This window comes from Acinetobacter tandoii, from assembly GCF_008867985.1.
Taxonomy (GTDB): domain Bacteria; phylum Pseudomonadota; class Gammaproteobacteria; order Pseudomonadales; family Moraxellaceae; genus Acinetobacter; species Acinetobacter tandoii.
Window position 1 is genome coordinate 504001 of record NZ_VXLD01000002.1, and the last position, 13154, is coordinate 517154.

Below are 13154 nucleotides of genomic sequence, written 5' to 3' on the forward strand. Positions count from 1 at the left end.
CTAAGCGTATTAAAAAACCATAATTCTTAATGGGTTTTCTCGCTTATTCTCACAAATCGCGCTAAAATACGCGCCTTAAATTTTATCCTTCGTTTATATTTGGAGTACTCCATGAACGCTACTGTAGAACAGCTTGCACCTGTAGAACAGCAAGCGACCTCTGGTTGGGTGGTTGCCGCACTTTATCAATTCAAAGAAGTTCAAGATTCTGCTGATTTACAACAGCGTCTTTTAGACTTGGTAAATTCTATCAACCTCTGTGGTACTCTCATTGTTGCAGACGAAGGAATTAACGGTACCGTTGCAGGTGACCGTGCGGCAATTGATGCTGTTCATCAATTTCTTTTAGATGAAGGCTTCAACGCAATGGAATATAAAGAGTCGACTAGCTCTGAAAAACCATTCCGTAAAATGAAAATCAAACTCAAAAAAGAAATTGTCACTCTGGGCGTAGAAGTTAAGCCACGTGATTTAGTTGGTCACTACCTAGATCCTAAAGAATGGAACGAACTGATCGCGCGTGATGACGTGATTTTAATCGATACTCGTAATGATTACGAATATAAAGCGGGTACTTTTAAAGGTGCGATTGATCCTCAAACTGAAACTTTCCGTGAGTTCCCAGAATACGTAAAGAAAAACCTTGAACAGCATAAAGACAAGAAAATTGCGATGTTCTGTACAGGTGGTATTCGTTGTGAAAAATCTACTTCTTTGCTTTTACAAGAAGGCTTTGAAGAGGTGTATCACCTGAAAGGTGGTATTTTAAAATATTTGGAAGAAACTCCAGCTGAAGAAAGCATGTGGGAAGGCGAATGTTTTGTATTTGACGGTCGTACAGCAGTGACTCACGGCGTTGAAGAAGGTCAAAATATTAAATGTCATGCATGTGGTTGGCCATTATTACCGACTGAGGTTGAAGAGCCAAGTTATGAACATGGTGTATCTTGCAAATATTGCGTAGATAAAACCACGGATAAGCAGAAAGACGGTTTCCGTATGCGTCAATCTCAAATTGCAGCGGCAAAACGTAAACGCCTTTAATTTAAAAAATAAGGTCATCTTATTGATGACCTTATTTTTTCCAGTTTAACGCAAATTTAACCACAGTAACCTAATTAAGGTTCATCTGCTTTTTAAATTCCACACTCACACAGTTTATTGTAGGAACTGTTGGAGATTTTGCTGCTACAGATCTTAATTTCAAATCCTCATCGAAACTTAATCCCACTTGAGAATATGTATTAATATCTGTATATGGTCCAGTGTTTACCATTAAATCAGAAAGAACCAAACCATCTTCATCAAAATAAAGTCCCAAACCATCCTCTTGCTCTTGATCAAGTAATGCGGATACGACCTGACTACCTTTCGTTAAGGTCACAATACCATTTTGTTTGGCAAGTATACATTTCTCATCTGAATTCACATCAACTAAATTATTTTCTGTAAAATCATCAACAACCTTGTCTGAACACTTATTATAATTTTGCATATTATCTACTGCTGGTAACAATTGACATGCACTCGTATTAAACTTAAAGATGATTGGAGGCTTATTTTCTATTATCGTAGCACTCTTCGGTAATAAAGATAAATTACCATCCTTAACTAAAGTTAATAATGCATTGTAATCTTGAATACTTTTACCACTCTGAATTGCTTCTAATAGTGATTGAATGGCTTGGTGAATAGGATTATCTGTTGCAATGATCGTATTAAAGACATCAACTTCACCATCAAGAGCATATTCTTTTTTTATCAACTCTTTGACTAAAGCTGAATTCGCTAATTTCAATTGATCGACTATTATTTCACCAGACTGATACCATATGGCAGGCATTTGAGTACTTGCATAGGTAATCGCTATATCCGTAAAGGGATTAATGTTTACACTACCCTCTTGACCAACATAACCATGGTAACTTTCTCCGTTCGCCTTAACTTCTAAACGACATGGAAATTTACGACTATCAACTTCCCCTTGCCACTTACCCTCCGCGTCAACCATCACTGTATTTTTAAAACCGACACCATCCTTACAGATTGCAGTCACCACTGCATCTTTTAAAGCAGATGCCGCAAATGCTGTACCTGACACTGTACTATATGTGATTTTATCGGTCTGATTAGATTGTTTTACACCCGCCTCCGTTGATGAATCATTATTACTTCCACAAGCAGTAAGTAAAAATAATGAGAATAATAAACTAAGTTTAGGTGTTGTTTTTTTATTAAAATGCATGAGATCACTCTATTAAATATTTTTATCCACTATTGCAAATATGCGCAAGTTGGGGCAGTAATTATACAGACCTTTCTATTTATAATTCCACATAACAATAATAAATAAGATAGGTCTTACGTTCACAAAATGACTAAATTTAAATTAATATGAACCAATTAAATTGAGTTAACTATTCCTTAATTATAATTCTTAACTCTTACTTCTATACATGCGTACAACTACTAAAATCTAAATTTGCAATACAAAGGCTCGTTAACTAATAAGTCATTGCGATTTATTTAAACAACAATTATTCTAAGCATCAACATATAGATTATATTAAAAAACACTATGGGACTTAAAGATTGGGTCTTATCCATTATGGAGCAACTAGGCTATCTCGGTATTGCCCTGCTGATGTTTTTGGACAATGTGTTCCCCCCTGTACCATCTGAAATTATTATGCCTTCTGCTGGCTATACCGCCTCACAGGGTGAGCTACGACTCATTGGTGTGATTATTGCGGGTTGTATTGGCTCTCTAGTAGCCGCAGCAGTTCTATATTGGATTGGTTATAAATTTAATCATGCAACTATCTTTCGCTTCGTTGACCGATATGGCAAATATTTCTTTGTTAAATCAACCGATGTTAAAACTGCCCTAGACTGGTTCGAACATTATGGACACCGCATCGTCTTTTTTGGTCGTATGGTTCCTGCTGTTCGCTCACTTATTAGTATTCCTGCTGGCATGAGTCGGATGCCATTCTGGAAATTCATGTTCTACAGCAGCTTAGGCACCATTATTTGGACCAGTTTCTTAGCCTGTGTAGGTTTTTATTTTGGTGAAAACCAAGCTCTGATGCATCAAATTTTTAGCCAAGTAGGCTATGTGATGCTTAGTCTTGCCTTGTTAACCATTTCATGGATTTTATATCGCCGACATCAAAGAAAAAAACAACATTATAAAGACTAAATTGATTTAATTTAAGGATTTACATGAAGCATTATTTAAAACATTTTGCTGCAATTTATAGTATCGCTTTAGTGATTCTTGTAGCTATTCTGATTTTTGGTTTACATTTAGGTGGAATCACCCTAATTCCAGCTTTGATTGCTTCCGCCTTATTAAGCGCAAGTCATTTTGTCAAAAAAGAACAACGCCTGCCCAGCAGTGATGAAAAAATTCAATTGGTTTGGGGCTGTAGTGCGATTGCTATTATCATCGCGAGTTTCTTTGTATTTTTCTTGGTACTAATGAACCCTAATGCAGAGCAAATTTTAAAAACTGCCGATGAAGCAGGTCTAGGTATTTCAGCACTCACCATGCTGTGTTTAATCGCAGTACATGGCATCATTTTCCATTTTGCCTATGGTTGGTATGCTGCTTATTTTTTAAGAAAAATACAATAATTTCCCTTCTAATTACGAACCCTTGCCTACTTTTTGCATACTAAATTTAGATTGAGTCATTTGCATTTCTTCAATAAGCCATTGCTTAAAAATAATTTTACGAGGATCATCTTCAAATGGTGATGAAGAAAGCAAATAATAAGCAGAACCATCTTCAATCACAGGGCAAAGCATTTTAAGTATTTGAAAGTCAAATTCTTTTTCAATCATATATACTGATGCGATAGTTGCCCCTAAACCCGCCAAACAAGCTTCTATACAAAGATAAAAGTGCTCTAAAGATACTTTTTCATATTCTTGTAACTGAACTTTAAAATGGTCGTGCAATTGAGACCACATTTTTTCTCGAGAACCAGAAACAAACAATTGTTGAATGGATTCAATCTGGTTTTGGCTAGAAATACACACCATGTACTCATCTGCAGTCTTTTCACTATATATTGCTTTCCCCCAATCAAAATCATTCCGCCTAAGAGCCAAATCAATGTTTTGTGTTTTAAAATTAGGATTGCCACCACCTGTTAATAGACTAATATCAATTTCAGGATAACGCTGTTTAAACTGAACCAAACGCGGAATAAGCCATTTCATCGCTATAGTCGGTTCACAAGACAAAATTAGCGGCTGCTTGCTGTGATCCTGCTTTTTAAGCTGCTGCAAACATTGATCAATTTGCGGAAAAACTTGCTCACAACATATCAGTAATGTTCTTCCTTCTGTCGTTAGGTGTAACTTTTTTCCTTCTCGAATAAATAAATCACAGCCTAGAGTTTCTTCTAAGTTTTTTAATTGTTTACTCACAGCACTTTGCGTCACACATAACTTTTCCGCAGCAACGGTTACACTCTCATAGCGTGCGATATAATAAAAAAACTTAAGGGAATTCAATGAGCATCGCTCAATCATTCCAAAAACTCATCCATTTATACGAAATAAAGTCAATTTTAAATATATCAAATATATGAAAAATATATAAATCCTTTAGTTCAATTCAAATAAGGATCTATGAGTGAATGAAATAATAGCGATTTCGATCATCACATTACTAGCCGTCATCAGCCCTGGGGCTGACTTTGCTCTCGTTAGCCGTAATAGTTATTTATATGGTCGCCAAAGTGGCATCTATTCAGCTTATGGTATCGCCTGCGCTGTATGGATACACATCGGGTATAGCCTGTTAAGTCTGAGTTTTCTAAAACATCATATGCCTAATCTTCTTGATGTTATTCAATATGTCGGTGCGCTTTATTTGATGTATATCGGCTATAAAACCTTTACACAACGTCCTATTGTTGAACTGACAGCATCGAACGCAGCTCAGCGCTGGCAAGCATTCAGACAAGGTTTTTTCACCAATAGCTTAAATCCCAAAACCACCTTGTTTGTAATGAGCATCTTCACACAATTACTCTCAAACCAAAATCATACGTCAACCTTAATTGGATACGGAGTTTTTATCTCTGTTAGCCACCTCTTTTGGTTTATGCTCATTTCCTTATTTTGTTCCACACCTGCCATTAGAAATAAAATCTTACAGCAACAAATGACTATTAACCGTTTAATTGGCAGTATCCTGAGTTGTTTAGGTCTGGGTTTATTGCTTGTTCACTAATCCAAAATAATTGAGCTAGAGAAGCTCAATTATAAAGTTTTGAAATAAAAAAACGTCCACTAGGGACGTTTTTTATTTTACGATAAATCAAATATTTCACGAACAGTCGAACATCATGATGTATTAGGCTGGTGTATGATACATCAAATATAATTCGTTCAAATTATCTGGAATTTCTTCCGCTAACTCATCCATCAATTGACCATTACGACGGAATGATTCCATTTGCGGATCTTCTTCGTCGATACCACTGAACACCATGATTGGTAAAGTTAAATCAACCAATTGTTCTTCGTATTCTGGTGCAAACCATGCTTCTTCATTTAAGAACATCGCATCGACAAAGCCAACACTCCAGTCCCCTAAGCTTGACTCTACGTCAGCTTCTTCAATTTCAAAAGGAAATTCAATTCCTTCCTCATTCGCCAAATTTTGACGAATACTGTCTAGCCAAGATTTAACTTGTGCAATAATCTCAGCAGGAACTTTTTTCTGATTACCCTCAAAAAGTTCATCCAACCAGCGATCAAATTGCGGACCAACAGCAATTGCACATAAAAAACCATGAGTCGCTGCGAAATCTAGACCATGCTCATTTTGGTCACCATCTAGATATTCACTCAATAGGTCTAAATCTAAAGCACTCATTTTATATCCAAGCTTAAAATTGTAAGACGTAGCATAACATTTTCAACACGCGATTCTCATCGTGAGTTTTAATCATCCTCATCATCGAAATCGTCGTCATCGTCTATATCATAATCAAAATCTTTTAACTCGCGCTCTAAACGGCGTTGTGCGAGTAGGTCATCAATTAATCGACGTTTTTCCAGCGACTCTTTTGCGCTAATCTTGCCTGATGCCTCGTCAAAATTGACGTCATCATCACCGTAGTTATCATCTAATTCAAAATCTGTTGAAGACACTCAAACTACCTCAGAATAAAAATATAATGGGTCTAGGCGCTATTTATCGTTCTTCCGAAACCTTGTCAAGTTTTATTTAAATTTATTGCATTTAATTGGAGTTTTAGCCTTTCTTTTTAACCAGTTTTTATGGCATGATATAATCCACCCTGCGTCTTTTAGTTTTTTGACATTAAATTCAAAATGAATTTTGATTCTACGTTTTGAATTTTGAACTGACAAGCGCAAGGGATGAACTTGAAAATAACAATTTCACCCCCATCTTTATCCTTAAATTTATATTGAATATTTTATCAGGCGGCTTAATTGGCTGATTATTCCTGATGAGATAGATTGCAGTTTATAGATAATTTTATGAAGCAAACTGAGCTATCCAGCACGGTTTTTCACAGTCACAGATTCAACCAAGAGTGAGCAAAGATGAGCGATATGACTTCCCCTACTTCGCAAGTAGCGGCTCTGATTAGCCGAGGCAAAGAACAAGGTTACTTAACTTATGCCGAGGTTAACGATCATCTCCCAGACTCGATTACTGAAAGCGAACAGATTGAAGACATTATTCAGATGCTTCAAGACGTTGGTATTCCTGTACACGAACGTGCACCCGAATCTGACGATACAATGTTCGAAGACAATGCAGAAGCTGCCGATGAAGTTGCAGAAGAAGAAGCTGCTGCCGTTCTTGCCTCTGTAGAAAACGAACCTGGTCGTACCACTGACCCTGTACGTATGTATATGCGTGAAATGGGTACGGTTGAGCTTTTAACCCGTGAGGGTGAAATTAGCATCGCGAAACGTATCGAAGAAGGTATTCGTGATGTTCTGCATTCTATTGCTTACTGGCCTAATGCAGTTGAAGTCGTTTTACAAGAATATAATGATTTTCTAGAAGGCGAACGTCGCCTTGCAGATATTTTATCAGGCTATTTAGACCCTGAAACCGATGATGACATTCCAGAAGTCTTAGAAGATGAAGCTGAAGAAATTGAAGATGAAGAAGAGGCTTCAACCAAGTCAACTAAAGACGTAAAACTGGATGACGATGACGAAGATGAAGAGTCTGAAGGTGATGACGATTCTGAAGGTGATTCAGGTCCAGATCCTGAAGTTGCGAAAGTGCGCTTTGCAGAACTTTCAAATGCTTGGGAAGAAACCAAAACGGTAATTGCTAAACATGGTCGTAATAGCGACGAAGCTAAAGCGGCACTTGAAGCCCTTGCAACTGTGTTCATGATGTTCAAATTTACTCCGCGTCTATTTGATATCATTTCAGAAATGATCCGTGGCACCCATGACCAAATTCGTACCTCGGAACGTGAAGTGATGCGCTATGCAGTTCGTCGTGGTCGTATGGATCGTACTCAATTCCGTACATCATTCCCAGGTCAAGAATCTAACTTTGCTTGGTTAGATGAACAAATTGCCAAAGCCCCTGCTGAACATAAAGCTCATTTGGAAAAAGTTCGTCCTGATGTGCTTGCTTTCCAACAAAAAATTGCCGATATCGAAAAAGATTTGGGCTTGAATGTTAAAGACATTAAAGACATTTCTAAACGAATGGCAGTTGGTGAAGCGAAAGCTCGTCGTGCGAAAAAGGAAATGGTTGAGGCCAACCTTCGTTTGGTTATTTCGATTGCCAAAAAATATACTAACCGTGGCTTACAATTCTTGGACTTGATTCAAGAAGGTAACATCGGCTTGATGAAAGCAGTAGATAAGTTTGAATACCGTCGTGGTTATAAATTCTCGACCTATGCAACGTGGTGGATTCGTCAGGCGATTACTCGTTCGATTGCAGACCAAGCACGTACCATCCGTATCCCTGTACACATGATCGAAACCATCAACAAGATCAATCGTGTATCTCGTCAGCTTCTTCAAGAAATGGGGCGTGAGCCTACACCTGAAGAACTCGGCGAACGTTTGGAAATGGACGAAGTTAAAGTTCGTAAAGTCCTCAAAATTGCCAAAGAACCGATTTCTATGGAAACACCAATTGGTGATGATGAAGATTCGCATTTGGGAGACTTTATTGAAGACAGCAACATCACCTCTCCAGTCGATGCTGCAACTTCAGAAGGTCTCAAAGAAGCAACCCGTGAAGTACTTGAAAACTTGACTGAACGTGAAGCGAAAGTTTTGAAAATGCGTTTTGGTATTGATATGCCAACCGACCACACTTTGGAAGAAGTGGGCAAACAGTTTGATGTAACACGTGAACGTATTCGTCAGATTGAAGCCAAAGCACTTCGTAAGTTACGTCATCCTTCTCGTTCTGAACATTTACGTTCATTCCTAGAAAACGACTAATTTGTAAAGATCCGATGGAGGCTTGAAATTTTATCGCTTGTCTCCATTATGTATTTAAGAGCAACACCTAACGCCTGCACTCTCGCAGGCGTTTGAAATAAGGGGGACTGACGCTCATGACTATGTTAGACCGCACACCATCTCGTGAATTACAAGAACATCTTTGGGTGTTCCCAATGGACTACCCGATTAAACTCATTGGTCTTGCTGGCACTGAGTTACGTGTTGCTGTAGTTGAAATTTTAGTAAAACATTTCCCTGAATTTGATGGTGAATCGATCCAAGTACAACCATCACGGACAGGTAAATATCACTCTCTCACTGCGCAATTACGCTTTGAAGAGCTAGAACAAGTCCATCAGTTATATGCAGATCTTGCGGCTTGCCCATTAATTAAAACTGCACTATAAGTACTCAAAAAAACACGCGAATTGCGTGTTTTTTTATATCAATTTTTATTCCATTTTAGATATATCTCCCTATCCGACTCCGCTCAGCTTATAATTTAGTTCACATTCAAATCTTGTTAAGGATGCTGTCGACGTGACTGATGCTGTACTCAAACCGACTTTAATCATTCGTCAATTTACTCAGCTTACCCCTTATGCCGATCGCTTTCAGGACATGAAACAATTGACCGAACAGCGCGATGCTGAAACGCCTGACGAACTATGGTTATTACAACATCCCGATGTACTCACTCAAGGGCAAGCAGGCAAACCAGAACACATTTTAATTCCTTCAAACATTCCTGTAGTACAAACAGATCGAGGGGGACAAGTGACATGGCATGGCCCAGGTCAATTGGTGGCTTACTTCATGTTCGATTTAAATCGTCTTGGTTGGAATGTGCGAACGCTGGTGTCGTATGCAGAAAACTTGATGATTGAGTTGTTGAAAAAATACGGGATTAAAGCCTATGCCAAACCCGATGCACCTGGCGTGTATGTAAATGAACGTAAAATAGGCTCTTTGGGGTTTAAAATTCGTCGTGGGCGCAGTTATCACGGACTAGCACTCAATATTAATTGTGATTTGGCCGGTTTTCACACCATTAATCCATGTGGTTATGCAGGCTTAGAAATGGTACGCATTCATGACTTAATTCAACAAAACCCACCAAGTTTTGAAAACTTATGCGTCGATATCATTGAAACTTTAGAAAACAGCGGGTACTTTAATAAAGTTCAAATTGTTCAACAATAAGCACTTTACTTTACGTAGTAAAATAAATTAGAGTATTTACTCTAAATAAAATAAAAGACTCTAAAACTAAGGGATAAGCAAGTGATTTTAAACAAATCAGTAAAACCTGCTTTACAGCTCGCCTATGTCAAACTCATGATGGATGTGATTGGCAGAGGATTGGTTATGGCAAGTCAGGTGGATGATGAAGTTCGGCAGGAAGTTGCAAAATTCCCTGCAAATTTCGTATTGTCCATGAAAGTATTCCCGCATGGTCCCGCTTTTATTGCCAAAGTCACCGATGATCATCAATTGTTATTATTGAATGACACTGAGCAAAAACCAGACCTCACCATTACCTTCAAGCATCTCAGTCATGCCTTTTTAGTCTTTTCTTTTCAGGAAAGTACCGCTCAAGCATTTGCCAATGACCGAATGATTGCCGATGGCGATTTATCTTATGCCATTCGTTTAGTTCGTTGCTTGAATAAAATGGAAGCGTTGATTTTACCAAAATTACTGGCTGAACTTGCAGTGAAACAATACCCACACGAACTTAGCCTAAAAGAAAAGCTGACTGGTGCAGCCAATATTTATCTTAAAGTGGCTCAATCATATTTCAAACGGAGTGCATAACATGGCAAAGCCTTATTATGAATTTTTCTGCCCAGTTAAAGTTATTGCAGGTAATGCTGCGTTAGAGCATATTCCTTTTGAACTTGCGACTTTAGGCGCCAAACGCCCTATGATCATTACCGACAAAGGCGTACGTGGTAACAAATTATTAGCCCCTATTGAAGCTGCTTTTGAATCGACCGATGCAGTGATTGGCTGTATTTTTGATGATGTACCCCCAGATTCAAGTTTAGATACTGTGCGTCGTGCCGCTGCTTTATATCGTGAAAACCAATGTGATGCGATTATTGCCGTTGGTGGTGGCTCTGTGATTGATACATCGAAAGCCACTAATATTTTAGTCAGTGAAGGCGGTGATGATTTACTGCAATATTCAGGTGCACACAACTTACCTAAGCCTTTAAAACCTTTCTTTGTAATTCCAACCACATCAGGCACAGGTTCTGAAGTGACCATGGTTGCAGTTGTATCCGACACAGCCAAGAATGTAAAAATGGCATTTGCTTCATACTACCTTATGCCGCATGCTGCAATTCTTGATCCACGCATGACGCTTACTTTGCCACCGCATTTAACTGCGATGACGGCAATGGATGCACTTACTCATGCAATTGAGGCCTACACGTGCATGGCAGCCAACCCGATCAGTGATGCTTATGCAACGGCTGCGATTAAGAAAATTAGCACTAATTTATTTAATGTTTTAGATAACCTTAATGATTCACAAGGTCGTTTAGAACTGGCGCAAGCATCTACAATGGCAGGCATTGCTTTCTCTAATTCTATGGTCGGTCTGGTTCATTCTTTAGGCCATGCGCTCGGTGCTGTTGCTCACCTCCCCCACGGCCTATGCATGAATCTATTCTTGCCTTATGTACTCGAATACAACAAAGAAGTGAATGGCGACAAAATCGCAGATCTACTCCTTCCTCTTACAGGAGCAGATATTTATGCACAAACCCCAGCACATTTACGTGCGGATAAAGCCATCACGACCATTCAAGCCATGCGTGACCGCTTGTTCAGCCTGACCAAACTACCAAGAACGCTACAAGAAACGGGTAAAGTCACCGAAGCTCAATTAGATGAAGTGGCTGAAAAAGCCTTAAACGATGGTTCCATCATCTATAATCCCAAAGAAGCATCCTTTGAAGATTTAAGATCTATCCTTCAAAAAGCATGGTAGAAATTCAATAAATAAAAAGCCTGATGTTCTAACATCGGGCTTTTTTATAAATGACACATTAGTCATCTAATTTTTACCTATTTGGCAGAGAATTTGCTAAAAATTCTACAAAATTACTGACAAGTGACATCAATTTAGGATAGATTGGCGCACTTTATTTTATTCGTAGGGGGGATCGTTCGTCTCAAACGATCCTTATAAACATGACTGATCCTTGATCAACGATTAAGAGGATAACGCCGTTGACAAATAACTCTGGGACTCAATCGGCAGCTAAACTGCAAAAAACGCTTGGATTTTGGCACATCGTCATTATTGGCTTAGCATATATTCAGCCAATGACCTTGTTTGATACTTTCGGGTTAGTATCTGAAGAAAGCCATTATCATGTTCCGACCTCTTATATTATTGCCTTGGTTGCAATTCTATTTACTTCAGTAAGTTACGGGCACATGATCCGTCGCTACCCTTCTTCTGGTTCTGCCTATACCTACGCCCAAAAATCTATTCATCCTAATGTCGGTTTTATGGTGGGTTGGTCATCTTGGTTAGACTATTTATTATCGCCAATGGTGAATATCGTTCTGGCGGTGATTTATTTAGAAGCGTTATTTCCAGATGTGAATCATTGGGTTTGGGTTGTGGGTCTTACTGCACTGATGACAGGGGTAAACTTACGTGGTGCGCGTTTTGTTGCCAACTTTAACAGTCTGATTGTTTTCGTTCAGTTGGGTGTAATTGCATACTTTACATGGATGGTGTATCAATTACTGGCTGGTGGCGTGAATGCAGATGGCACTTTGGTTAATGCTAAATATCAGCTCTGGAGCCTTGAACCATTTTGGAACGAGATGACCACTGTTGGTGCATTAATTACAGGTGCAACTTTACTCTGCTTCTCTTTCACAGGATTTGACTCTTTAAGTTCTTTAGCAGAAGAAACCAAAGATACTGAAAAAACGCTACCTAAAGCTATTTTCATGACGGCATTATTTGCAGGTGTGATTTTCATCATCAGCACTTATTTCATGCAAATTTACTTCCCGAATGATCCTAAAACTTACTTTGAAGATGTCGCAGCAACTCAGCCAGATATCTTACAGGCTGTGGGCGGTGTAGCCTTCAAAACAGCCGTATTGTATTTTGCAATTGTGACGGTTATGGCATCAGGTATTTCTGCACATGCGGGCGTATCACGCTTAATGTATGTGATGGGTCGTGATGGCGTCATCAATAAAAAAGTATTTGGTCATATCAGCCCAAGAACATATACACCATCTTACAATATTTTGATTGTCGGTTTAGTTGCTTTAACAGCAGGCTTTATGGACCTTGATATTGTAATTTCAATGATTAGTTTTGGTGCTTTAACAGCATTTACTTTTGTGAATTTATCGGTGATTTCACGTTATGCACTACGTGATGGCCGTACAAAATCTGCCAAAGAAATTATTAATTTTGTGGTTATTCCAATGCTAGGTTTCTTAAGTATTTTTGCCATGTGGCTTGAAATTGAAGAAACTGCTTTGAAATATGGTTTGTGGTGGGCAATGTTTGGGATCTTATACTTAGGTTATAAAACCAAAGGGTTCAAACAACCAGCTCCGCAACATAATGAATTTGATGATCATCATCATTAATTCTCGTAAAAAAAGACGCT

At 38.5% G+C, this 13154-nt stretch carries 14 protein-coding genes; 10 read left to right on the plus strand and 4 right to left on the minus strand.

Going from position 1 to position 13154, the window contains the following annotated elements:
- The first annotated feature begins 111 nt into the window (after positions 1-111).
- A complete protein-coding gene (gene trhO / locus F4W09_RS05400) occupies positions 112-1044 on the plus strand; it encodes an oxygen-dependent tRNA uridine(34) hydroxylase TrhO (RefSeq protein WP_044741219.1) in 933 nt (310 codons plus the stop codon).
- A 70-nt stretch (positions 1045-1114) separates the two neighbouring features.
- Here the strand turns inward: trhO and F4W09_RS05405 are convergent, their stop codons facing one another.
- A complete protein-coding gene (locus F4W09_RS05405) occupies positions 1115-2245 on the minus strand; it encodes a hypothetical protein (RefSeq protein ID WP_151504241.1) in 1131 nt (376 codons plus the stop codon).
- Between the two features lie 333 nt (positions 2246-2578).
- Here F4W09_RS05405 and F4W09_RS05410 point away from each other — a divergent pair, with 333 nt between their 5' ends.
- Together F4W09_RS05410 and F4W09_RS05415 are read left to right on the plus strand one after the other, a co-directional pair.
- Entirely contained in the window at positions 2579-3202 is a 624-nt protein-coding gene (locus tag F4W09_RS05410; protein WP_044737327.1) for a DedA family protein, read from the plus strand.
- Positions 3203-3225: 23 nt separating this feature from the next.
- Positions 3226-3639 (plus strand): ABZJ_00895 family protein, encoded by a 414-nt coding sequence (locus F4W09_RS05415; protein ID WP_044737326.1) that lies wholly within the window; start codon positions 3226-3228, stop codon positions 3637-3639.
- 12 nt (positions 3640-3651) lie between these two features.
- Here F4W09_RS05415 and F4W09_RS05420 read toward each other — a convergent pair whose 3' ends face one another.
- Positions 3652-4545, minus strand: coding sequence for a LysR family transcriptional regulator (locus F4W09_RS05420; RefSeq protein WP_151504242.1), 894 nt, complete (start codon positions 4543-4545; stop codon positions 3652-3654).
- Positions 4546-4648: 103 nt separating this feature from the next.
- Here F4W09_RS05420 and F4W09_RS05425 point away from each other — a divergent pair, with 103 nt between their 5' ends.
- Positions 4649-5251, plus strand: coding sequence for a LysE family translocator (locus F4W09_RS05425; RefSeq protein ID WP_151504243.1), 603 nt, complete (start codon positions 4649-4651; stop codon positions 5249-5251).
- 123 nt (positions 5252-5374) lie between these two features.
- On the opposite strand, the gene F4W09_RS05430 is transcribed toward F4W09_RS05425, so the two are convergent.
- The gene (locus F4W09_RS05430) at positions 5375-5899 is read right to left on the minus strand and encodes a YecA/YgfB family protein (protein ID WP_044737323.1); all 525 of its coding nucleotides are present in this window, start codon (positions 5897-5899) and stop codon (positions 5375-5377) included.
- Between the two features lie 68 nt (positions 5900-5967).
- Entirely contained in the window at positions 5968-6177 is a 210-nt protein-coding gene (locus F4W09_RS05435; RefSeq protein ID WP_016165788.1) for a PA3496 family putative envelope integrity protein, read from the minus strand.
- Between the two features lie 420 nt (positions 6178-6597).
- Here F4W09_RS05435 and rpoD point away from each other — a divergent pair, with 420 nt between their 5' ends.
- The 6 genes from rpoD (at position 6598) to F4W09_RS05465 (ending at position 13134) form a co-directional block, all read left to right on the plus strand.
- Entirely contained in the window at positions 6598-8487 is a 1890-nt protein-coding gene (rpoD, locus tag F4W09_RS05440; RefSeq protein WP_151504244.1) for an RNA polymerase sigma factor RpoD, read from the plus strand.
- Positions 8488-8609: 122 nt separating this feature from the next.
- Positions 8610-8897 (plus strand): YbeD family protein, encoded by a 288-nt coding sequence (locus F4W09_RS05445; RefSeq protein ID WP_026441310.1) that lies wholly within the window; start codon positions 8610-8612, stop codon positions 8895-8897.
- Between the two features lie 133 nt (positions 8898-9030).
- Positions 9031-9693, plus strand: coding sequence for a lipoyl(octanoyl) transferase LipB (gene lipB, locus F4W09_RS05450; RefSeq protein ID WP_151504245.1), 663 nt, complete (start codon positions 9031-9033; stop codon positions 9691-9693).
- A gap of 81 nt (positions 9694-9774) precedes the next feature.
- Positions 9775-10308: a hypothetical protein gene (locus tag F4W09_RS05455; RefSeq protein ID WP_044737322.1), complete on the plus strand. Its 534-nt coding sequence runs from the start codon at positions 9775-9777 to the stop codon at positions 10306-10308.
- 1 nt (position 10309) lies between these two features.
- Positions 10310-11494, plus strand: a complete 1185-nt coding sequence (locus tag F4W09_RS05460; protein ID WP_016165783.1) for an iron-containing alcohol dehydrogenase — start codon at positions 10310-10312, stop codon at positions 11492-11494.
- A gap of 242 nt (positions 11495-11736) precedes the next feature.
- Positions 11737-13134, plus strand: coding sequence for an APC family permease (locus F4W09_RS05465; RefSeq protein WP_016165782.1), 1398 nt, complete (start codon positions 11737-11739; stop codon positions 13132-13134).
- Positions 13135-13154 lie beyond the last annotated feature (20 nt).